At 68.6% G+C, this 19832-nt stretch carries 24 protein-coding genes and 3 pseudogenes; 8 read left to right on the top strand and 19 right to left on the bottom strand.

Going from position 1 to position 19832, the window contains the following annotated elements:
* Nucleotides 1-39 precede the first annotated feature (39 nt).
* Together AB0D32_RS23935 and AB0D32_RS23940 are read right to left on the bottom strand one after the other, a co-directional pair.
* Complete coding sequence (locus tag AB0D32_RS23935) at nucleotides 40-498, bottom strand: GNAT family N-acetyltransferase (protein WP_357094268.1); 459 nt, start codon at nucleotides 496-498, stop codon at nucleotides 40-42.
* A 108-nt stretch (nucleotides 499-606) separates the two neighbouring features.
* Nucleotides 607-870: a hypothetical protein gene (locus AB0D32_RS23940; protein WP_357094272.1), complete on the bottom strand. Its 264-nt coding sequence runs from the start codon at nucleotides 868-870 to the stop codon at nucleotides 607-609.
* A 40-nt stretch (nucleotides 871-910) separates the two neighbouring features.
* Between AB0D32_RS23940 and AB0D32_RS23945 the strand changes: the two are divergent.
* The 3 genes and pseudogenes from AB0D32_RS23945 to AB0D32_RS23955 all read left to right on the top strand — a co-directional run.
* Nucleotides 911-1138 (top strand): annotated as a pseudogene (locus tag AB0D32_RS23945) (hypothetical protein); the annotation flags it as partial.
* A gap of 37 nt (nucleotides 1139-1175) precedes the next feature.
* Complete coding sequence (locus AB0D32_RS23950) at nucleotides 1176-1757, top strand: RNA polymerase sigma factor (protein WP_357094275.1); 582 nt, start codon at nucleotides 1176-1178, stop codon at nucleotides 1755-1757.
* Nucleotides 1758-1891: 134 nt separating this feature from the next.
* A complete protein-coding gene (locus AB0D32_RS23955) occupies nucleotides 1892-2599 on the top strand; it encodes a hypothetical protein (protein ID WP_357094278.1) in 708 nt (235 codons plus the stop codon).
* 110 nt (nucleotides 2600-2709) lie between these two features.
* On the opposite strand, the gene AB0D32_RS23960 is transcribed toward AB0D32_RS23955, so the two are convergent.
* The 3 genes from AB0D32_RS23960 to AB0D32_RS23970 all read right to left on the bottom strand — a co-directional run bounded on the left by AB0D32_RS23960 (nucleotide 2710) and on the right by AB0D32_RS23970 (nucleotide 4851).
* Nucleotides 2710-3795: a hypothetical protein gene (locus AB0D32_RS23960; protein WP_357094281.1), complete on the bottom strand. Its 1086-nt coding sequence runs from the start codon at nucleotides 3793-3795 to the stop codon at nucleotides 2710-2712.
* Nucleotides 3788-4132, bottom strand: a complete 345-nt coding sequence (locus tag AB0D32_RS23965) for a PadR family transcriptional regulator (RefSeq protein WP_357094284.1) — start codon at nucleotides 4130-4132, stop codon at nucleotides 3788-3790. Before AB0D32_RS23965 ends, AB0D32_RS23960 begins: the two co-directional genes overlap by 8 nt.
* 158 nt (nucleotides 4133-4290) lie before the next feature.
* Nucleotides 4291-4851 carry a hypothetical protein gene (locus AB0D32_RS23970; RefSeq protein ID WP_357094287.1) on the bottom strand — a complete coding sequence of 187 codons (561 nt, stop codon included), beginning with the start codon at nucleotides 4849-4851 and terminating at the stop codon, nucleotides 4291-4293.
* A 590-nt stretch (nucleotides 4852-5441) separates the two neighbouring features.
* On the opposite strand from AB0D32_RS23970, the gene AB0D32_RS23975 reads away from it, so the two are divergent.
* A complete protein-coding gene (locus AB0D32_RS23975; protein ID WP_357094497.1) occupies nucleotides 5442-5666 on the top strand; it encodes a DUF433 domain-containing protein in 225 nt (74 codons plus the stop codon).
* Nucleotides 5667-5790: 124 nt separating this feature from the next.
* Nucleotides 5791-6027 carry a cold shock domain-containing protein gene (locus AB0D32_RS23980; protein WP_357094290.1) on the top strand — a complete coding sequence of 79 codons (237 nt, stop codon included), beginning with the start codon at nucleotides 5791-5793 and terminating at the stop codon, nucleotides 6025-6027.
* Between the two features lie 519 nt (nucleotides 6028-6546).
* Here AB0D32_RS23980 and AB0D32_RS23985 read toward each other — a convergent pair.
* The 5 genes and pseudogenes from AB0D32_RS23985 to AB0D32_RS24005 form a co-directional block, all read right to left on the bottom strand.
* Entirely contained in the window at nucleotides 6547-7056 is a 510-nt protein-coding gene (locus AB0D32_RS23985; RefSeq protein WP_357094293.1) for a tyrosine-type recombinase/integrase, read from the bottom strand.
* Nucleotides 7057-7067: 11 nt separating this feature from the next.
* The gene (locus AB0D32_RS23990) at nucleotides 7068-7799 is read right to left on the bottom strand and encodes a phosphotransferase (RefSeq protein WP_357094295.1); all 732 of its coding nucleotides are present in this window, start codon (nucleotides 7797-7799) and stop codon (nucleotides 7068-7070) included.
* A gap of 178 nt (nucleotides 7800-7977) precedes the next feature.
* Nucleotides 7978-8537: pseudogene (locus tag AB0D32_RS23995) on the bottom strand (NUDIX hydrolase).
* A gap of 26 nt (nucleotides 8538-8563) precedes the next feature.
* Entirely contained in the window at nucleotides 8564-8821 is a 258-nt protein-coding gene (locus AB0D32_RS24000; RefSeq protein WP_357094299.1) for a hypothetical protein, read from the bottom strand.
* Between the two features lie 980 nt (nucleotides 8822-9801).
* On the bottom strand, nucleotides 9802-10137 hold the full coding sequence (locus AB0D32_RS24005) for a hypothetical protein (RefSeq protein ID WP_357094302.1): 336 nt from the start codon (nucleotides 10135-10137) through the stop codon (nucleotides 9802-9804).
* A 21-nt stretch (nucleotides 10138-10158) separates the two neighbouring features.
* On the opposite strand from AB0D32_RS24005, the pseudogene AB0D32_RS24010 reads away from it, so the two are divergent.
* A pseudogene (locus AB0D32_RS24010) lies at nucleotides 10159-10413 on the top strand (transposase family protein); the annotation flags it as partial.
* Nucleotides 10414-10497: 84 nt separating this feature from the next.
* Here AB0D32_RS24010 and AB0D32_RS24015 read toward each other — a convergent pair.
* Entirely contained in the window at nucleotides 10498-11151 is a 654-nt protein-coding gene (locus AB0D32_RS24015; RefSeq protein ID WP_357094305.1) for a hypothetical protein, read from the bottom strand.
* 245 nt (nucleotides 11152-11396) lie between these two features.
* Here AB0D32_RS24015 and AB0D32_RS24020 point away from each other — a divergent pair, with 245 nt between their 5' ends.
* The gene (locus tag AB0D32_RS24020) at nucleotides 11397-12296 is read left to right on the top strand and encodes a helix-turn-helix transcriptional regulator (RefSeq protein ID WP_357094308.1); all 900 of its coding nucleotides are present in this window, start codon (nucleotides 11397-11399) and stop codon (nucleotides 12294-12296) included.
* Nucleotides 12297-12319: 23 nt separating this feature from the next.
* Here AB0D32_RS24020 and AB0D32_RS24025 read toward each other — a convergent pair whose 3' ends face one another.
* Genes AB0D32_RS24025 through AB0D32_RS24060 form a run of 8 tightly spaced genes read right to left on the bottom strand, consistent with a single transcriptional unit; the run spans nucleotide 12320 to nucleotide 18898 of the window.
* Nucleotides 12320-13687 (bottom strand): HAD family hydrolase, encoded by a 1368-nt coding sequence (locus AB0D32_RS24025; RefSeq protein WP_357094312.1) that lies wholly within the window; start codon nucleotides 13685-13687, stop codon nucleotides 12320-12322.
* Nucleotides 13684-14334: a hypothetical protein gene (locus AB0D32_RS24030; protein ID WP_357094315.1), complete on the bottom strand. Its 651-nt coding sequence runs from the start codon at nucleotides 14332-14334 to the stop codon at nucleotides 13684-13686. The genes AB0D32_RS24025 and AB0D32_RS24030 overlap by 4 nt, the downstream gene beginning before the upstream one ends.
* On the bottom strand, nucleotides 14334-15014 hold the full coding sequence (locus AB0D32_RS24035; RefSeq protein WP_357094318.1) for a nucleoside monophosphate kinase: 681 nt from the start codon (nucleotides 15012-15014) through the stop codon (nucleotides 14334-14336). Before AB0D32_RS24035 ends, AB0D32_RS24030 begins: the two co-directional genes overlap by 1 nt.
* Complete coding sequence (locus AB0D32_RS24040) at nucleotides 15011-15997, bottom strand: Gfo/Idh/MocA family oxidoreductase (RefSeq protein ID WP_357094321.1); 987 nt, start codon at nucleotides 15995-15997, stop codon at nucleotides 15011-15013. The genes AB0D32_RS24035 and AB0D32_RS24040 overlap by 4 nt, the downstream gene beginning before the upstream one ends.
* Before the next feature lie 10 nt (nucleotides 15998-16007).
* A complete protein-coding gene (locus AB0D32_RS24045) occupies nucleotides 16008-17087 on the bottom strand; it encodes a radical SAM protein (RefSeq protein WP_357094324.1) in 1080 nt (359 codons plus the stop codon).
* Nucleotides 17088-17097: 10 nt separating this feature from the next.
* Complete coding sequence (locus tag AB0D32_RS24050; RefSeq protein ID WP_357094326.1) at nucleotides 17098-17346, bottom strand: acyl carrier protein; 249 nt, start codon at nucleotides 17344-17346, stop codon at nucleotides 17098-17100.
* Nucleotides 17343-17909, bottom strand: coding sequence for a hypothetical protein (locus tag AB0D32_RS24055; RefSeq protein WP_357094331.1), 567 nt, complete (start codon nucleotides 17907-17909; stop codon nucleotides 17343-17345). The genes AB0D32_RS24050 and AB0D32_RS24055 overlap by 4 nt, the downstream gene beginning before the upstream one ends.
* Entirely contained in the window at nucleotides 17906-18898 is a 993-nt protein-coding gene (locus AB0D32_RS24060) for a hypothetical protein (RefSeq protein WP_357094334.1), read from the bottom strand. Before AB0D32_RS24060 ends, AB0D32_RS24055 begins: the two co-directional genes overlap by 4 nt.
* Nucleotides 18899-19552: 654 nt before the next feature.
* On the opposite strand from AB0D32_RS24060, the gene AB0D32_RS24065 reads away from it, so the two are divergent.
* Complete coding sequence (locus AB0D32_RS24065) at nucleotides 19553-19828, top strand: hypothetical protein (RefSeq protein ID WP_357094337.1); 276 nt, start codon at nucleotides 19553-19555, stop codon at nucleotides 19826-19828.
* The last annotated feature ends 4 nt before the right edge of the window (nucleotides 19829-19832 follow it).

A 19832-nucleotide genomic window follows, 5' to 3' on the forward strand; every position in this document is an offset into this window, starting at 1 on the left:
TCGTGCCGATGATTCGCCGCCGCGCCCATCACAGGCACCTCAGACTCCTGCGGCCGCCTGTATGAATAAGGGACGGTTGAACTGCGGGCCCTCCGGGTGGTCGTATCGCGTCCATCCAAGCGACGTCCAGAAGTCGTCGGCTTCCTCGCTGAAGGCGAGCAGTCGCCGTTCGGAGTGCCTGGACGCCAACGCACGGATGATCTTGGTTCCAGCACCTCGACGTCGCTGTGACTCCGCAACCTCGATCAGTTCGATCTCGAGTGCTGTATTGCCGAGTTCAGGGCTGCCTAGGTAGTGATCGATCACGACGTCGGGATCGAGCTCGATCCGTGCTACCTCGACTCCACCCTGGCGGACCTCCAGCAAGGTGTATGACTTATCCCCGTCGATCGAGCGGTAGTCCCACCAGCTCGGGCTGAAGTCGTCGTTTTCAGCGAACGGAAACCAGATCACCTGGTCACCCGGTGCGGGCCGCTTCTCGATGAAGTCGAACGTCACTCGACGCATCCTATTCCATGCGCGACCCGGGCTGGAGGTGGCGGCATCGCCACGGCTGGACGCTTGGCCAGCGCATCCTCACCATCGACAAGATCGCCGCTACCCTGGTCAGCTGTCACCGCGCCCGAGGTGCCCGTGTCGGGAGCACCACGGGCAGTCCTTGTCACGACGTGGCATCTGGTCTGCACGTTCGCGCCGTCTCGGCAGGTGGATCGTGGAGGTGGTGTCGTCGGGGTTGTGGTGCATGCCGGTGACGGCAAGCATGAAGTGGTTGATGGCCTCCGTGGCGACGAGGCCGTTGAGGGCGATGACGCTGGGCGCTGGAACGCCTGCGACGTAGCGGGCGGCAGCCCGTACATGTTCGGATTGCATGTCGATCGCGAGTTCGGTCGGGTCGATGAGGCCGTTGGTGCGGCTGGCGTGGCTGCCGGCCTTCCTCTACGTGTGCGCCGTCTACGCCGCCGCTCCACGCCAGACCAGCGTCGTGGTGGCGGCCTGGGCCTGGCCGATCCAGTCCTCCACCACGGCAGCATCGTGGCTCACCGCTGCCACGATCTTCGGCCTCGGTGTGGCGGGATACGTACACGGCGGGTCCCGCGCCTCGGCTGGCCGCCGCTTTCGTTCGAGAGGAACGCCGTGACCTGCAACAGAGTCGGCGTGAGTGGCCATAGGGTGGTGTGACGCATCTGGTGCGACCGTCGGACGAGGAGCTGTGGGCCTCGATAGCCGCCGGTGACGAGACGGCTTTCGGTCGGCTCTTCGACCGGTACTCCCGCCGGGTCTACAACCACGCGTTCCGGCTGACCGGGTCGTGGTCGACGGCCGAGGACGTCACCCAGGCGACGTTCCTCGTCGCGTGGCGCCGCCGTCAAGAGGCCCGTCTTGTGGAGGGCTCGGCGCTGCCGTGGTTGCTGGTCGTCGCCACCAACGCGGTCCGCTCCGAGTGGCGGTCGGCGCGCCGGTGGCTGGCGCTGCTACGACGCCTGCCGTCGGAACGGCACAGCGGTGATGACCCCGCCGAGGAAGTGGCCGCGCGGTTGGACGACGAGCGGCGGATGAGCGAGGTCCTCGCTGTGGTCCGCCAGCTGCCGCCGGCGGAGCGGGAGGCGGTGGCGTTGTGCCTGTGGTCGGGCGTGTCGTATCCGGACGCGGCAGCCGTGCTGGGAATCAGCGAGGTGGCGGTGCGGTCCCGGGTGAGTCGTGCCCGCAGCCGCCTGGCGCGCCTGATGCCCGAGGAGATCCAGGAGGGGAAGCGGTGAACGACATCCTTGACCTGCCCGCGGAGCGGGACCTGCCGCCGGGGGCGGCGCGTGCGATGCGCGCACAGCTCCTTGGCGCTGTGGGCCATCGTCCGGCTCGTACGCCACGGCTGCGGGTTGCCGTAGCCGCGGTCGTGCTGCTGACGATGACGTCAGGCGTGGCGGCAGTGGTGTGGGACCGGCCGGACGGCTCGAAGGTGCAGGTGCTGGCTATGGGGCCCGGTGAGCTGTCGCCGACGCTGCGTACCGCGGTTGAGCAGTGCCTGCAGTGGAACGCCCCGGAAGGGCTGCTCCGGCCAGCTGAGGGCGAGCAACAGGTCCCGGTGTCCCTGGCCGATCTTGCGGTGGCGACCGAGCGCGGGGACCGCGCGCTGGTGCTGTTTATGAACGACGTTGGCTACGCCACCTGCGACATCAAGTCAGATGGGACCCGGGAGCCGTCCGGTGGGGGCGCCACCGAGCCGTGGCCACACGGCGAGTGGCTACCTGGGCCGGTGCAGCGACTTCTGTTGACGTCCACCGACTCTGACGGTGGGGACGTCAGCGTGAGTGGCCGGGTCAGCGGGCGCGTGGACCGGCTCGTGCTCGACCACGGGGACGGCCGCAGCACAGCGGCCCGGATCTCCGGCGGGGCGTTCGGCCTGATGACGAGTGGTGCCCGACTCAAGATCGATGAGGGCCCCGAGTTGGTCAGCTATGACGCCCGGGGGGCGGAGATCGACAGGCGTCCGCTGTTCCAAGCCGAGGACCAACTTGAGCACTGTTACGCGAGCCCGGACGGGAGACGGATCTACGGCAAGCCGACCAGCCGCTGCCTTCCTGCCGAATCGTGGAATCGGTAGTCATCGCCGAGGATCCCGTGGCTGAACGTGACCGCCCGCCGGGCTCGGACGCCTGGCGACCCAGGCTGAGGCGGTTTGGCTGGGGTTCCTGGAGGCTGACAGCGGAATTCTCAGCTTTCGGCGACTTCGCCGGTCGACGCTGCCGCCCTCGCCGGTCGAAGCCGGCCCACCCGGGCTGCTCCGGCGATCAGGCTGAGGATGCCGATCAGCGCGAGCGCGATGACGCTGGCGGCCAGCGGGTTGGCGATCTGGTTGGCCAGCGGGTACATGTGGTCGGCGGCGAACAGCACGTTGGCGCTGCCCGGGTCCGGGATCATGCTCAGCACGTTGTCTAGGGTGTTCACCCCGCAGGCGATGAGGGCCGGTAGGCCGAGCAGCAGGATCAGCCGCCGGGCCGGCCGTGGGGTTCGGGCGATCCGGTGAGCCATCCAGGTCATCGCCTGCCACACCACGAGCAGCCCGATGGCGAACCCGGTGATCGCGCCGGCGAGTACGCCGCTGGGCTCGATCGGGTAGGCGCCGACCGTGACGCCGGTCTGGTTGTCGTATCCGGACACGCGCAACAGCACCCCGTCTCGGGAGGCCCAGAAGACTCCGTGCGCGCTGTTCACGTCGGCCTGGCTGTTGGCGCCGCCCTGGCTCAGGGGGCCGGTCCGCCAGCCCGCGCTCGTCAGGTGCTGGTGGGCATCGGCCAGGACGGTCGGTGTGTCGGTGACCTGCTCGTAGAACCGGCTCTGGCCCATCGGCGCTGGCCGTCCGCCGTCCCAGCCCTCTATTGCGAAATCCTGGAACTCGCCGTACGTCCGGTAGGCGTAGGCCATGTCGAGGAGGTTGCCGCCCGGGAGTTCGTAGGCGGACGAGGCCGGGCGGCCGACCAGTTCGTCGCTGAAGGCGGCGAGGTCGGGTTCTTCGGGGTTGGCGAGCGCCCAGACGGCCAGGGCGCCGGCCCCGCTGAGCACCACGGCCGCCCAGATCGCTACGAGGCCGGTCGCGAGTCGGCCGATCCAGGTGGGCGGCGCGAACCGGTACCGCAGACCGTTCACCAACAGGTGGGCCGCATCGCCGCGCGATGGCCGGACCTGCCCCGGCTCGGCCGCGTCGAGCAGGGTGGTGAGGATTTCCAGTCCGCGTTCGCGCCGGTAGAAGCCGGGGTACGCGCGGAGCAGACGGCGGTAGGAGCGTTCGAGGTCAGGCATGCTGCACTCCCCCGGTGAAGCCGAATGCCTCGCGCAGTCGGGAGGCGGCTACCTGGGCGTTCGACTGGAGCCGCGCCACCGTGGCTTCGAGCGCCGCGCGGCCGTCGTCGGACAGCGTGTAGTAGCGGCGCAGCCGGCCACCCACGGCCTCTTCCCGGTCGACGACGATCAGGCCCTCCGTGGTGAGTCGGTCCAGCGCCGCGTACATCGTCCCGGCTTTGAGCTTGACCCGCCCGCTGGACAGCTGCTCGACCGCCTGGATGATCCCGTAGCCGTGCAGCGGGGTGGCGCGCACCAGCGCGGTCAGGATGAAGAACGTCGGTTCCTGCATCGCCATGGTCTTCACCATAGACCGTCTCTATATACAGTTGGCTTGTATATCGGCGAAATGCCGCGTCAGCCGCTTGCCCGCATCACGCGAGGCTTCGGCAGGTGACTGCTGATCCATGTCTCGACACGGCAGGGGTGGCGGCGCGACGGGTGGGGCGTGCGGCGTCACTCGCGGGTCAGGCCTGGTGGCAGCGCGTCTTCGTCTGGCCGAACGCGGCGGGCGTTGGCCAGGGGGTCGCGTTGGAGAGTGTGGATCAGCGGTTCCGGGCCGCCGACGCAGGTCCAGGTGTCGTCCCAGAGCGCGGAGACCAGCCATGATCGGTCGGCGGGGAAGAACAGGTCGGGTAGCGATCCACGGGGATGGCGCATGTGACCACCGGTCCGCCAGGTGAGGGCCTGCTCGGGGCCGGCCTCGACCAGCACGTACGGCCAGTTCCAGTAGAGCGACACCCTCGGGGCGTGGGGAAAGACGACGTCATGGGCGCCCGTGTCGAGGTAGGCCAGCCACCAGGGCTGGTCGGGGGTGTGCGTGATGAGGCCTTCGACCAGGGCGCGCTCGTAGGCGGCGGCGGTGACGTCGTCGGCCTGGTACGTGGTGGCGTAGGCGTCGAAGATCGGCGGAATGGCAGTGGTGATCGAGACGCCGGCAGTGGTGTGACCAGCGATCCATTCCACGTCGGCGACAGCGCCGATGCGCCAACTCCGCCCGTCCTTGCTGACCTGCACACCACTATTCAAGCCGCTGCCGTGACGGTTGGCGTGGGAATCGCACTGGCCGCAGGACGGCCACCTCCGCCACGGGCGTTAACGGCCGCACACCCCGCCGAGGCCAACGCCCGAATCCCGGGAGCCGAGGTGCCGCTGCGGGCCCCGACACCTGGGAGCTGTCGCCAGCTCCTGATCGACACCTGGATGTGAAGCCGGCTGGTGGACTACTGGCAGTTACAAGCCCGTGCTGCGGACCGAGTCGCGCGGTGCCCGCTCTGTGACGTGGGCCGAGTTCGTCGAGGCGGGACTCCTGCGCGAGTACCGCCGTACCCATCGGGTGCCCGATGGTCGAGTTGCGCGCGTTCATCCACTTGCTTCACGAGAAGTTCGGCGGCCCTACCCGCTCGCCGACCGCCGCCCCTATGTCGCCGGCCGGAAGCTGGTTCTGGAGGCGCAGCAGCGGTTGGTCTCGATCCGGACTACTGCCTGGTCGCAGCGGTCGGTGACCAACTCCTGCTCACTCCTCCGTCCGAGGGCTTCTACCGCCGTGTCTCGTGGACGGGGACGTCGCAGCAGGCTGGCGCCCGGAGCCCAACCCCCAGTCGTCAGTGCGGATCCTGCCTGATGTTCGGTTCGGTCGGCCGTCGATCAAGGGGATCAGCACTGAAGTTCTCTGGGAGCAGGACGAGGCGGGACTGGACGTCGAGGAGACAGCCGAGACGTACCAGCTTGACGTGCCCGACGTGCGGTGGGCGCTGGCATACATGATTCCGGCAGGTTCTTTGGGCACCACCCGGGCAGGTTCTTCGGGCACCACTTGCCGTCATAGCTGATCGGCGGCTGTTGATGGGGGTTTAGCTTCTCTGGGCACCACTCGGCGTGCCTTCTAATCGGCATCTTGGTCGAGCATCATCGCGATCCCTGCCCGAGTTCCATCGAGCCGATACCCTGGCGCGTGTGAGTGATCAGGGCCTGCGGGACACCGGCGTGGTAAGGACCTGGCACTCCGAAGAGGGGTGGGGAACTGTCGCCCTCGATCACGTTGACCTGACGGTCTGGGTGCACTACAGCCACATCGTCGCAGGGTCGACCGAGTACCGGAGTCTGGCACCGGGCCAGCAGGTGCGATGCCACTACGAAGTCCCGGGCCAGGACGGTTACCCCGCCCGGGCGGTCGAGGTCACCATCCTCTAACCCGCAGCCGCCGGCGTAGCGCGTCCGCGGCGGTGTCGAGAACTACTTGTCGATCAAGAGTGTGGTCCTCAGGCTGGTGCCGAGTTCACATGTCGATCTTCGGCACCGACAGGCTGAGATTCAGCGGCCGTACACCACAAGGGGTGCCCGAAGAACCTGTTGTGGTGCTCCGGTGGTGCTCGGACGTTCGTCACCCAATCAGCACGGGCGCGACTGTTCCAGCATCGCAGCGGCTCTGCCAGCCGTCGTCGTCGGCGGCCTGTTGAATGCAACGCCTGGACCAGCGGAAACGAAAAGCCCTCCGTGTGGACGGAGGGCCGCTGAACGAGTGCATTATAGGAGTTTAAGCTCATGATAGATCTGATTTGCCCGGTTCCGACTACGGATCAGAAGGTTAGGGGTTCGAGTCCCTTCGGGCGCACTTCCAGAAATGGCCTCCCACCTGCGGTGGGAGGCCATTTCGTTCTCCCGGGAAGGCCGGGCAGGGATCACCAGACCCTCCGGCTGCTCACGGATTGCTCACGGGGCCTTCCGCTTGGGCCGGTGACGGGTCAGAAGCTTCGACGCTTTCTCGACCTGTTTCGCCGTCTCCTTGCGGAGCATGTGCTTGTAGATGCGGCGGGTCACCTCGGGACCGGCGTGTCCAAGGATCATCTGTACTACCTCGATCGGGACGCCACCGGCCAGCATGAGCGAGCACGCGCCGTGCCGGGTGTCGTGCAACCGAACGACCGGCAGGCCGCAAGCGCGTACGTGCTGCTCGAACTCGACCGTGACGCGATCGGGCCGCAGCGGCGTACCGTCCGGGCGGCAGAAGACGAGATCGTGATCGTCGTAGTCCACGCCGAACAGGTCACGCTCGATCTGCTGGGCCGCCCGGTGCCGGGCGAGTGCGGCCAGCGCGGGCGCGGTGAGCGGCACCCATCGGCGGCCCGCCCGCGACTTCGGCGGCTTCAGTAGCCGGCCGACGTGCTCCGCGCTGCAGATCGGGCATCGCGCCTGCTGCGGGGTGACCTCCTTGCGGGTCACGGCGACGTTTTTCAGACCGCTCGAACTTCGGCGAGCCGCCTGACTGCATACTCGTCGTCCCAGCAGACGGCGGCTTCCCATGCGGCCGACGCTTGCCCGGCGATGTCGAGCGCGCCGTCGTCGAGGCCGGCGGCGTTGCCGGGCAGCACGAGGTCGAGGTCAGGGACGTCGACGTGCGACTCGTCCCAGTCGATCAGCGCGACCTGACTCGCGGTCATGCGGACGTTGCCAGGGTTGGGGTCGCCGTGGACGACGCATGTCTGACGTCCGGTGAGCCGCGCCCACGCTACTCGGCATCGAGCAACGCTCTCAGGGGGCATCGCGCCGAGGTCGATCTTCGTCCCGGTCTCGGCGTGCAGGAGGTCGGTCGACGATCGCCAGCCGGGGCGCTGCGGCCAGCCCTGCGTCAGCCGATGCAGATCGCGGAGCGTGCCGGCCACGCGACGCCAGTCGGCCTGCGTCTCGGGCGGTCCGCCATCCAGGTAGGTCATCACCACCAGACCGTCGGCGAACAGCCGGCCGTCCGTAGTCGGGATCGGGACCGGCACGGTCAGACCTTCACGGTCGAGGTGTTGGAGGAGCTCTGTCTCCCACGCAAGATCAGCGTCGCTCCTGGTGCCGAGACGACCGACCGCGAGGTGCCCGTTGACGCGCACGCTCCACACGTCGTTGGCTACTCCGCCCGCGAGCCGTGCGATGCGAGCGACGTCTTCACCCCATTGCCCGAGCGCCTCCCACCCCACTGGCCATATCTTACGGGGTTCCGAACATCACTGTTCTCGGCAGATGCGTGCAGTTCCGAGTGGCGGTGCCGACGACCTCAACCGTCACACGCCGTTACTTGACGCAGGCAAGATCATCGTCGGGTAGGGCCAGTTATAGCTGTCCTCGTGGAGCCCGGTTCGTCCGTCATAGCCATCCTCAGGAGCGACGCGGAGAGGCAGTCGGACCACTGATGGCGAGCACGTGCAACAGGGCGACCAACGTTCCAGAGTTGCTGACCTGCCCCTGTGCGATGAGGTCCGGGACCTGGGCCAGCGGTACCCACTCCATCCGCTGCATCTCGGTCTTCTCCGTCGGCTCACCGACCCGCTCCGCACCTCGCGCAATGAACACGTGGTGCGGTGTGGTGACCATGCCGATCATCGGTTCGAACGTCACCAGGTGCTCAAGGGTTCGGGGCCGGTAGCCGGTTTCCTCCTCGATCTCTCGCGCCGCCGTCTGGGCCGGTCCTCCCCCTCGTCCACGAGCCCGCCGGGTAGCTCCCAGTTCCACAGGTCCGGCACGAAGCGGTGACGCCACATCAGCAACACGTGCGTAAGGTCGTCGTTCAGCATCGCGGTCATGGCTGCCGTGGGCATCCAGACCGTGTGATGCTCGAAGCGCTGGCCGTCCGGTAGCTCGACATCGGTCTTGTAGAGCTTGATCCATTCGTTCTCGTAGAGAGGTCGGCGGCCCATGCACCCTCCACCGGCTGTCATCGTCGGGGGTCGGCGTCGCGATGGCCTCAGGGCTCGGTGCCGGCAACTTGCCGCCGCCGCGCGGCCGACCGCCGACACCAGCGCGAGGCCGTGACTCCTGCCAACTGGTTATCCTGCTCTGGCTTCCAGAGGTGCGTACGGCTGCCGATGGTCCGATCAGGCGCAGGCATTTGGCCACGCTTGCGGTAGGTGCTGACGGCACCCGGCTCGATGCCGAGGTACGCCGCAACGTCCTTCGTCGTCCACCACTCGGCCTCGGGGTCGGGCTGCGCTGTCATCGTCACCAACTCATTCTCTCCGATCGAGCGAGACACAGGCACGTCATGGTTGGGGGTGTGCGCACTGCACACCGATTGCTCACACAGTCGTTGACAACAGGTGGCAGTCAGCGACAACAGGCGACAAGTCCGAACGTCGCTGACCTGGGCCGCAAGGCAGGGCCAGACATCGAACGATGTTGGCCGGCAACTTCGCTCGCACCCTACGGATCAGAAGGTTAGGGGTTCGAGTCCCTTCGGGCGCACAGACGATCAAGGCCGTGACCTGGAAGAACAGGGGTCACGGCCTTTTTCTTTCCCATTCCCGCGCCCGTCTCTCCCGTCTGGTGGGACGTTGATGCTCGTCTGTTTCGGCTGGGGTTTGTCCTGGCCTGCGTCGGAACTGTCGGTGACCGTCTGATGCGTGCCGGCTGGTCCGGGAGTGCTGACGGGCGGGCGAGGGTCTGGGCAGGTGGAGCGGGTGGAGCGCTTCTGATTCGAGGTGTCGGCGGTGCTGTCGGCTGGGATGACGAGGGGTCGTGCGTCTGGGGATTCAGCGGTGTTGCCGGCGGCATCAGTTGGCCTGCTGCGCCGGCGGTTGCGGGCCCGATTCGGGCGCTCCGGCGTCGCGTCGCCGGGCACGACGGTGGTTGCTGGCCTTGGGATGACGAGATGGTGAAGCAGCGTCGGTGATCGTGTGGGATGCCCGCCGAGCCGCGACGCCAACCTCGATCTGGCTGCGATGCTGGGCGACCCGTTGGGTGGCGAGGGCCCAATCAGCCCCGGACTCCGACGGCGACTGTGCCTCCCAACGCGAGGGCCAGCCCCGACAGGAATGCCACGCTTCCCGGGCGCGTACGCCGTAGTCCGGTGGTCGCCCGGGACGCCCATGCGATGAGGCCGCCACCGACGACGGCAACGACAAAGCAGGCAACCAGCATCGGCAGACGGTAGATCGCTGGACGTGCGTCGCAAGGCCCCGCCCCCGGGCGTGCTTGGGCTGATTCCTATGGCGTCAGCGCATATGGGGGCGGAGGAGGGTTCGCGCTTACGCCGGTGCGGGGTGGCACCGGCCAGTCGGGGATGAGTGTGGCGTCGTTGGTGAGTTCGAGTGCGGTGATCGTTGCCAGATCCTGTGTCGCCTGCACGAAGCCCTCGACCCACATCAGCGTGATGGAGGTCTTGCCGTCCTTGCGGCCGTAGAGCGGTTGGGACTGGATGGTGGTCCAGAGCCACCGTCCGCCACGGGCGGGCAGGGGCTGTGTCCGGACGCGGGCCTGCCACCGGCGGGTCACATTGGGAACCCCCAGGTGCTGGGCGATCCGCTCCCGTATCCGGTCCATGGCCGCTGGTGTGCCTTGGCAACGAAGCTGGCCGGACCGGCGAAGGGCGTCTACTACGACGCCTACGTGATGATCGACATCTACTCCCGGTACATCGTCGGGGTCCGTGTGCACGCCCGCGAGTCCGGCCCCCTCGCGGAGTCGATGATGCGCGAGGTGTTCGGTGTCCATGGCGTCCCGCACATTGTGCACGCCGACAGGGGCACGTCGACGACGTCGAAATCGGTGGCTGACCTGCTCGAAGACCTCGACGTGACCCGCTCGCACTCCCGGCCTTACCCTGACGGACAGGGCGCGAGCACGGCCTCAGGGTCGGTGTCCGACGTCTGCCGTACGTCGGACCCACCGACCCTGAGGCCGTCAGGCAGCCTTCTTGGCGTCCGCGACGAACCGCTCGACGTGCGCGCGAAGCTGCTCGGCGCTCATCGACTTCGCGGCGACGAGGGTCTTGTTCTCGCGTGCGGCACCGTACCGCCACCATGCCTTGCCGGTCGCCGGGTCGGTGACCAGGAAGCGGTCCTTGACCGACGGGCCGCGAACCAGAAGTGAGACGGTGCCGGGCTGACCGAGCGCCGCGTGGATCGTGCTGTGGTGGATCGTGTATGTGTCGCCCTTACGCTCCGTACGGCGATAGAGCGTGCGCAGACTAGCGACGTCGATGCTCTCGTCGAGCCCGTCATCCGGCTCGTAAAGCACGTGTTGGTAGGCGCCTTCCAGGATTCTGCTGGTGAAGGACCATCTGTGACTGTGTGGCCAGTCAGCGCAGGCCAGTCGGAAGACGTGCAAACGCAGCCGGTAGCCGGTCGGGTCGTCGTGCAGTACGATCTTGTCGAGGTGGTCGAGGGTTTCGCTGAGTGATGTTAGGTGCGCGTCCGACGCCGCGCGCGCCATCAGATCGGCGAGCAGGCTCCTGTCTTCGTCAAGGGTGTCGAGCAGAGCGATGTTGGCCTCTTCAACCGCAGCGAGGTCATTCCAGTCGACCTTGCTGATCGCCGAGAAGAGAGGTTCCAGCATGTTTACCTCCGATGGCGGTGATGGATCGCCGTGCTGCTGGGCAGGGCGACGACGAAATCTGGGCCAATCGCCGAGTCGATGTCCTGGCCGAGGATTCCAGTCCGGCCTGACCAGGATCAGCTGATGCTGGCCGATAAGACGATGAACAGGGAATCATGAAGGTTCGACTTCTGGAGGCGTTAGGGGCCTCTGCCACCGCGGCCAGAGTTTACCGAACGTTGCTCCATCAGCCGACGTCGGGAGTTATGGAGATCGCCGGCACGCTGGGCGTGACCACCGAGGCGGTCCGCGCGGCCCTGGACGAGTTGGCCGACCTCGCGTTGTTGCAACCCGTGATCGGGCACCCGGGCGAGATGCGCGCGGTGAGCCCGATCGTCGGGCTGAACGCGCTGCTCGCCCAAGCGGAGGCGGACGTCAGGCTGCGCCAGCGCCAGATCGAGGACACCCGGTTGGCGATCGCCTCGGTGCTCAACGAGCAGCAGAAGGAGCGCCAGGAGGCGGAGCCGGTGGTCCGGCACGTCGGCCCGGATGCCGTCCGCAACCGGCTGGAGGAACTGGCCGCCAGCGTCCGGCACGAGATCCTGGTGTTCAACCCGCACGCCGCTCAGAGCCTGGACGCGAGCGACTGGGGATTCCCGTTCGGCCAGCAGGCGTTCGCCCGCGACGTCAGGATCCGGGCGATCCTTCAGCACAGCTTCCGCAACAACCCGCAGGCGCTGGCGTACGCGAGCTGGTTCGCCGGGCTCGGCGGTGAGCTGCGGTGCATGCCGGCCACGCCGCCCCTGATGGCCGTCTACGACGGCGAAACCGCGCTCGTTCCCATCGACGTCGCCGTCAGCGCGCGCGGCCTGCTGGAGATCCGCAGCCCCGGGGCGGTGGCCGTCCTGCACGCCTGCTTCCAGCAGGCATGGGCGGCGGCCAGCGAGTTCGGTGGCCGGAGCGCGCCCGACGACGACGGCCTCGCCCCGTTGGAACACCAGCTGATCCGGCTCCTCGCCGAGGGGCAGACCGACGAGGGCGCCGGGCGGGAGATGAGCCTCTCGACCCGGACGGTGCGGCGGATGATGGCGAACCTGATGACGCGCCTCGATGCCCGCAGCCGTTTCCAGGCGGGCATCCGAGCGGCCACGCGCGGCTGGCTGTAGGAGACGCGCCTGGTCGGTTCCGGTCATGGGACGACCAGCCGCGTCGTCGCGGGCAGGGCCGCCACGGGCGCGGTGCGCGGCACGAAGACCGCCCGGCACCCAGCGGCCAGCGCCGCGCCGCCGTCGTTGCACGGGTCGTCGCCCACGTAGACCAGGTGGTCGACCGAGGTGCCCAGCGCGGACGCCGCCAGTTCGAAGGCCCGCCGGTCGGGCTTGGCCACGTTGGTGACGGCGGAGGACACCACCGCGTCCACCAGGTCGTCGAGACCGGTGGCGACCAGCATGTCACCCAGTGACGTCTGCCAGTTCGACATCACCCCGGTGGGGATGTCGCGCTGCCGTACCCAGTCGAGTACCTCACGAGCGGTGGTACGGCGACGCCAGCTGTCCGGCCGGGTGTAGTCGGCGACCACGGTGGCGGCGACCGTGGGGTCGGTGGCGCCGAGGCGGGCCAGCACCCCGCCGTAGAAGGCGTCGAGGGTCCGGGCGATCGTCTGGTCCGATGCCCAGATGCTCGTGTCGGCGAGCAGGTGGACGTGCTGCCGGAAAGCCTCGTCGACATCCTCGGCGGCGACCGGCCGGCCCTGGTCGGCCAGCGCCTTGGCGACCAGCTCGTGCGGGGTCCGCCGGTCCTCGACCAGCGTGAAACCCGCGTCGAAGGCCACCGCCCGGGGCGGCCCGAGGGCGGCCGGCCCGGCCGCCGCGACGAGCGCCCCGGTCATTGCGACCAACGCGTCCACGTAGGGCACCGCGAGGCGCGGTGGCGTCCACCCGGCGCGTCGGTGCCAGTCGTACGGCACCGCGCTCGCCACTCCGACGGCCGACAGCCCGGCTGCCTCCGCGGCGGCCCAGTCGGCCGGGCTGTCGGAGACGTACCAGCAGGTGGTCGGGGTGACGCCGAACCTGCTCAGCTCCCGGAACGACTCGGGTCGGCTCTTGGGCCACCAGTTGTCCGCGTGGCAGACGAAGTCGAAGTCGGACGCCGCCACACCGACGGCGTTCAGCTTCGTCGCCGTCTTGTGCCCCGGTCCGTTGGTCAGCACCCCGACGCCGAGACCGGCGGAGCGGGCGCTGGCGAGCAGGGCCGGCACCTGACCGAGTGGCTGGTGCGGATGCGCCGTGCCGAGGGCGTCGTACGCGTTCTGGAACCGGTCCAGGTCCGCGTCCGGCCACCAGCGGCGTACGCACTCCCGGAACGGCCACCGCCCGTAGCCGGCGGCGAACGTGGCGTCGTCCGGGCTGGCGAGGCCGAGCTGTTCCGCCGCCGTACGCATCTTCGCCAGCCCGGTCCGGTAGGTGTCCACCAGCGTGTCGTCCACGTCGAGGACCAGCCAGGCCGGGTAGCTCGGCAACGCCCCCGTGGCGCTCGTCGGTGCCGACATTCCGATCATCCGGCCACTCCTTCCGCGCATCGAACGGCCGAGATCGAGCCGGCGGACGTCAGATTCAGGGCGGACCGCCAGGTGCGCCCGATCTCCCAGCAGAACCGGCCGAGCTTCGACTCGGACCCGGAGACGGGACCGACGTCCGCATCCGCCTCGACCTTCTCGATCAGGCGGGCCGGACCGGTGGTCAGCCCCGCCCGGTCCAGCTCGGCTTCGATGCGCGCGACGGTGGCGAGCGTCGTGAGGGCGGACCGGTGGCCGTACCGGAACGTCACCCGCCGGCCGGCCCGCGCCACGTTTGTGTATCGGGTGGTGGTCCCGACCTCGGACGCACCCAGCCACAGGTACCGGTGGGTGTGCTCGGCACCGGTCGGGGCGTAGTCGAACCGTACGATGGCCGGCAGCAGTCCGACCTCCTCGGCGAACAGTTCGGTGTAGGCCCCCGGACGGGACAGCGTCGCCAGCCGCTCGCACGTCGGGATACCCAGCGACAGGTGCACGGTGGCGGCCAGCGTCCGGTCCAGTCGTGGTCCCCGGTCGTCCAGGAGGAACCACGCGGCACTGGACCGGACGAGCCCTTCCGACAACACCGGGCCCGCCCAGCGTGACTTCATGCCGTGCAGGGCGATCAGCGGGGCGAGCGGGGTGGCCATCAGCTGGTCGCGCCCGCCGGTTGGCGCCGGACGGTGATGGCCGCGACAGCCTGGTCGAAGATCGAGTCGCGGTCCCGCAGACCGTCCAGTTCCACCAGCCGGCCGCTGTCCCGGTAGTACCCGGTGAGGTCGTCGACCAGGCTGCGGTGCAGGTCGAGCCGAGCCTGCATGAGTTCCGGGGTGTCGTTGTAGCGCCGGGTGATGGGCCCGCCGCAGCCCACGCAGCAGCCGGGCCGCCGGGGATCCTCGACCGCCTGGTGGGAGCCGAAGTCGCAGGCATTGCAGACCGTACGCCGGCTCGCCCGGTCGAGACAGACCTCGTCGGGGGTGGCCACGTGCAGGGCGACTGTGAGCGGCTGACCGACCTCGGCGAGAATCTCGTCGAGCAGGAACGCCTGGCTCAGCCGGGCCGGCATGCCCTCGAAGATGAAGCCGTTCGTGAACGCCCCCCGGGCGAACTCCTGCCGGACCGCCTCCCCGACGATCTCGTCGGGGAGCCAGTGGTCCTTGTCGGCGTACGGCTTGGCCTTGAGCCCGAGCGGGGTGAGCCGCCGGACCTGGTCGGTGAAGTACCGTCGCACCCCGAACCAGCCGACGCCCGGGTTGGTCGCCAGCAGCCGTCCGGTCAGGGTGCTCTTCCCCGAAGACGGTGCCCCCAGGATCACGACCTGGAAGGTCATCGCCGTACCACCGAGTCGATGGCGGCCTGGAGCGCCGCCATGCTGCGCAGGTTGTCCCGGCCCGAGAAGGGGACCTCGGTGCCGGTGCCACCCGCCTCGACCCAGGCCGCCAGCAGCGCGGCGTTCAACTCCTCGAGCGAGACCGGCTCGGCGGTGGTCGACACGTCCTTGTACTGCTCGCCGTCGATGAACAACCCGCCGTCGCGGACGATCACCGTACCGCCGGTGCAGACCACGTCCCAGCCCGAGTCGAAGCGGACGGCCGGGTGCCCGGCGGCCGGGGCGAAGTCGCCCCGGTAGTCGACGGCCACCCCACCCTCGGTGCGCAGCACCGCCGAGACGGTCGCGTCACCGTTGGTGAACGGGCTCCACGGCGGGTTCCAGCTCACCGCGGCGACGTCGGTGATCTCACCGACGCACCACCGGACCAGGTCGAGATGGTGGATGCCCGCCTCCAGCAGCAGCGGGTGAGCCATCGCCAGGCGCCACTGCATGCCCGGGGTCCAGCCACGCCCGTCCAGTGCCATCCGGATGGTCACCGCGACCGGCTCGCCGACGACGCCGGCGGTGATGACCTCGCGCAGCGCGAGGAAGCAGGGGAAGTAGCGCATCTGCTGGGCCACAGCGATGCGACGTCCGGCCCGCTCGGCCGCCTCGACCATGGCGGTCGCGTCGGCCGCCGTCGGCGCGACCGGCTTCGCCACCAGGATGTCGAGTCCCGCCGCGAGGGCACGGTCGGCGTTGGCCCGGTGGAACGGGAACGGGCTCGAGTCGATCATCATGCTGGCGCCGAGGGTCGACCAGTCGCCGCTCTCCGGCAGCAGGCAACGGTCTGGGGCCAGCCCGAAGTGTGCCGCCGCGGCCTCCCGATCCCGGTCGTCCGGCTCGACGACCGCCACCACCTCGAAGTCGTCCGACCCGGTCAGGCCGGGCCACCAGCAGCGCCCGAAGCCGCCGGCCCCGACGAGAACCACCTTTTCCATGTTGCTCCGTTCAGACCGCGCTCAGCGAAAGCTTGAACTCCTTGACCCGGGCCAGTTCGGCCAGGTGTCGGTCCTCCTCGAACAGGACGGACAGCGGGTCGATCCAGCTGGTGTGGGCCACCCCGTTCGTCATCACGTTCAGGCGCCGGATCTTGCGGTCCGGGTCCGGCTCCTCGCTGGACTCGTCGATGTCGAACGTGATGTCGTCCCACGTGTAGACGTCGACCTTGGAGTCGGACTTGCGCTGCTGGTACGTCTTGGTGAACAGGTTCATCGCGTCGAGCTCGTCCACCAGCGGATCGATCGGGATGTAGTTGTCGTCGTTGTACTCGGAGAAGGCCGTCGGCTTCTGGTACTCGTTCGGGATCTCCGAGCAGCTCCGGAAGATGAAGTTGCGGAAGCCGAGCTCCCGGCCCCACTTCATGTACTCCAGGATGTGCTCGACGGTGCGGACGCCGTCGTGGGTCATGACGCAGCTCAGGCGCGGCTGGAACCGGTCGGACCGGAAGTCGGCCACCCGGCGCAGCATCTCCTCGCTCATGCCGGACCAGCCCCGCCCGAAGGCCATGATCCGCTGGTTGGTCTCGGTGTCGTGGTGGGCCACGCTGACCGACGCGCCGGTCATGCCCGCGTCGATCAGAGCGGGCAGCAGGAGCTGCTCCCCGTTCTCCGTCTGCACCGCCTTGAACAGGCCGGACCCGTTGGTGTGCAGCCGCGCCCGGCGGAATCCCGGGTTCATCTGGCTCACCAGGTCGTACAGGCGCTGGGGGTGCATGGTGGGCTCGCCGCCGGTGTAGGCGATCTTGGTCACCCCGGCGACGTGCGCGAAGTCCTTGATTCGCTTGAGGCGTTCGTCGTACTTGAGGTACGGCCCGGAGGGGGTGAAGGTGATCTCGTTCGAGCAGAAGTGGCACGCGGCGTTGCAGGCGGCGACGACCACCATGGTGAGGATCGCCCGCTTGCTGAAGACGTACGTCGCACCGTCGAACTCGATGATCTTCGCGTTCCAGTACGTTTCGCCGTCGAACTCCTCGGGAGTTTCCCCGATGGTGTGGATCACACGCCGTCGAGGTGTCTCAGCGTCAGCCATGTCGGCACTCCTACTGGGATAGAGGGGCGGGCAAGCGTTCGGCGAGGGCCGCGGCGAGGGACTCGAAGTTCTCCGCGTCCCACACGGCCTCCATGGGGATCTCCACACCCGTGGCGTTCTCGATCTGCGTGCAGAGCTCGAGTACGTCGAGGGAGTCCCCACCCGCCTCGAAGAAGTTGTCCTGCGGCCCGACGGAGGGATCGTCGATCACCTGCCGGGCGATCTCGACGATCTTGTCCAGGGTCAACTGCTCGGTCATGCGTCTTTGTCCTTGTCGAGAAAGGCCAGAACTTCGGAGTACCAGTCGCCCTGCGCCTCGGGGCCGACCAGGTACCAGTCGGCGGTCGTCGGCACGCCGAGTGTCGTGCAGGTCTGTCGGAAGGCGTGTGCGGAGTCCGCCCACGCGCGCAGGGCGTCGGCAAGCGCGGTCTCACCGGAGCCGTCGCACCAGCCGACGAAGTGCAACACCCGGGATCCGTGCGCTCGCGCCTCGGCATCCGTGCGAGTCGGCGTCAGGTACAACTGCCACGCCCGCTCCGCATGCTCCGGAGCCACGTCGGCGAGCGCGTCGATGGCGAGGCGCCACTCGCGTTCGCGGCGGACGAAGGCGGGGACGTACACGTCCCGCAGCGCCAACGCGAGCAGCGCGGAATGGGTCAACAGGGCGCGACAGGCGTGGGTCGCCAGCTCCCACTGGCCGGCACGCAGTGCGCCGTCGAGGTCGAACATGCTGGACATGACGTCCTGGCGCAGCTTGACGGTACGCTCCCAGCGACGCAACCACGGCGTCAGCTGGCCCGCCTCGGAGACCGAACCGATCATCGACGGCCTCCCGAGCCGGTACCGAGCAGTTCCGTGACGACCGCGGTGACCAGGGCGGCGGCTTGCCCCGGGGTCACTCCCGGGACGGCCCGGACCGAGTCGTACGCCCGGAGTTCCGGGTCGGCCAACGCGGCAACCACCAGGCTGTCCTCGGCGATGACCTGGTGGACCTTGCGCCTGACCACCACCGCGTGTCCGGGCGGGGTGCCCGGCCCGTGCACCAGCACGATCTCGGCGGCCGGTTCCTCCGGTGGCATGCGGTCCACGCTCCGGCCGTCCAGCCAGTCGAGCGTCGTGGCGACGTAGGTGGCGGGATCGTCGCCGTAGGAGAGGAGCCGGGCGACCTCCGCCAACTGGTCCGGCTGGCCGGCGAACGCCCGCGCGGCCTTCTCCCCGGTCCACTTCAGGGACGGGTAGCCCTCGCCGATCCCGGCGAGCAGCGACATGACCCCGAGAGCCGCGGCGTCGTTGGCGTAGACCGCGGCGTGCCGCACCGACCCGGCCCGCAGGGCGATCCGGGCCCGCGCGGTGTTCGCGTCCGAGTGCAGGGTCGCCCACTGGCCGAGCAGCTCACAGGCGCGCTCACGACTGAACCGGCCCAACAGCTCCGCGTGCCGTCCGGCGCCGTTGAGCGGTACGGCGATGGCGATGCGGTAGTACAGGTCGAGCCGGCTCAGCGGCAGCGCGGCGATCCCGGCGTCGTCGTACACCGTGTCGTCGAACTCCGTCGCGAGGTCGTCCAGCCGGCGGGCGCTCAACCGCTCACAGTCGAGGTAGGCGTCCTGGGCGAAGGCCATCTGGGTGGCCTTCTCGTTCGAGTCCTCCGAGACGAGGTAGAAGTCGAGGTCGGACCGGTGGTTGCCGATCCCCTCCACCAGGGAACCGGAGAGCAGCAGCGTCTCCGAGTCGCCGAGTCGGGAGGTGACCCGTTCGAATGCTTCCCGGCCGATCGTCGACTCCACCTGACGCAACGCGTCGTCCGGGCTCATCGTGGCCGTTGTCTCAACCCTGCTCATTGCCACCGTCGTCGATCGCGGGAGGGGCGGGGGCGTCGCCGTTCGTGGACATGGTCCCGGTCATGGCAAGCCTCCCCCGCCGCTAGACATCATTTCGAGGGTGTCGAGTGGTTTTCTTCGGCCCACTGCGACCAGTTCCCCCGGCACGCTCAGACGAGTTTGCGAAGCGGGCCGGGAAATGTCACTACCCAGGGGCGGGCCGGAAGCTGCCAGGCAGCTTCCGGCCCGCCCACCCATGCGCGTTAATCAGCGAAAGGAACAGAGTGTCGCGCTATGGTCACAGCAATTGTTTCGTGCCCCCGGTCGTCGGTGCCGCATTTGTGCTCCTGGAGGTCGCTGCGTCCCTGAGCAGGGGTTGCGCGGGTCGACCCCTACGGTGCGCAGCCCGAATTTCCGGCCGGTCCACGAATGTTAGTCGCTGAAAATATGACAGGGGGTGTGGCACTTATAGGTCAGGCCTATTGCTGCCATGGGCTGGCGCGTGACAATGCCCCACGGCGTTCGGCAGGATGTCCCTGGTCCGACGGGATGGAACTTATGACATCCCGGGTGTCGCTGGCGCACATTCAACTCGATGCCAGATTCGTAGGTGGGTGAGGATGACGCTGGTGCAGCTGTTCGCATTCGTTGTCACCTGTCCCGTCCGACTCGGTCGCGATTCCGGCGGGCGTCATCCTCGCCACGCCCCACTCCCAGCCCGAGGGCGGCCTCAAGCACATCCGCGTCAGGGCCCGACCGGGTCAGTACGACGTCGTGTTCCTTCCGCCGACCGAGGATCAGGCACCCGGACATGCCACCGCCCGGACGCTCTTCGAGTGGACCCTGCGGGCCAGCCCGCTGCGGCGCGGTTGGTCCGTGACCGCCAGGCACTCCTGGCGCACCGACACGACATCCGAGGAGTGACCTG

Source organism: Micromonospora sp. NPDC048170, assembly GCF_040652795.1.
Taxonomy (GTDB): domain Bacteria; phylum Actinomycetota; class Actinomycetes; order Mycobacteriales; family Micromonosporaceae; genus Micromonospora.

Bases quoted from the DNA above. Each gene is read 5' to 3' on its own strand.
- AB0D32_RS24060 (WP_357094334.1), bottom strand. From the start codon at position 18,898: ATGAGCCCGGACGACGCGTTGCGTCAGGTGGAGTCGACGATCGGCCGG.
- AB0D32_RS24030 (WP_357094315.1), bottom strand. From the start codon at position 14,334: ATGGCCACCCCGCTCGCCCCGCTGATCGCCCTGCACGGCATGAAGTCA.
- AB0D32_RS24005 (WP_357094302.1), bottom strand. From the start codon at position 10,137: ATGGACCGGATACGGGAGCGGATCGCCCAGCACCTGGGGGTTCCCAAT.
- AB0D32_RS23960 (WP_357094281.1), bottom strand. From the start codon at position 3,795: ATGCCTGACCTCGAACGCTCCTACCGCCGTCTGCTCCGCGCGTACCCC.
- AB0D32_RS24040 (WP_357094321.1), bottom strand. From the start codon at position 15,997: ATGGAAAAGGTGGTTCTCGTCGGGGCCGGCGGCTTCGGGCGCTGCTGG.
- AB0D32_RS24020 (WP_357094308.1), top strand. From the start codon at position 11,397: ATGGAGATCGCCGGCACGCTGGGCGTGACCACCGAGGCGGTCCGCGCG.
- AB0D32_RS24050 (WP_357094326.1), bottom strand. From the start codon at position 17,346: ATGACCGAGCAGTTGACCCTGGACAAGATCGTCGAGATCGCCCGGCAG.
- AB0D32_RS24045 (WP_357094324.1), bottom strand. From the start codon at position 17,087: ATGGCTGACGCTGAGACACCTCGACGGCGTGTGATCCACACCATCGGG.
- AB0D32_RS24035 (WP_357094318.1), bottom strand. From the start codon at position 15,014: ATGACCTTCCAGGTCGTGATCCTGGGGGCACCGTCTTCGGGGAAGAGC.
- AB0D32_RS24015 (WP_357094305.1), bottom strand. From the start codon at position 11,151: ATGCTGGAACCTCTCTTCTCGGCGATCAGCAAGGTCGACTGGAATGAC.
- AB0D32_RS23965 (WP_357094284.1), bottom strand. From the start codon at position 4,132: ATGGCGATGCAGGAACCGACGTTCTTCATCCTGACCGCGCTGGTGCGC.
- AB0D32_RS24055 (WP_357094331.1), bottom strand. From the start codon at position 17,909: ATGATCGGTTCGGTCTCCGAGGCGGGCCAGCTGACGCCGTGGTTGCGT.
- AB0D32_RS24025 (WP_357094312.1), bottom strand. From the start codon at position 13,687: ATGATCGGAATGTCGGCACCGACGAGCGCCACGGGGGCGTTGCCGAGC.
- AB0D32_RS23940 (WP_357094272.1), bottom strand. From the start codon at position 870: ATGCAATCCGAACATGTACGGGCTGCCGCCCGCTACGTCGCAGGCGTT.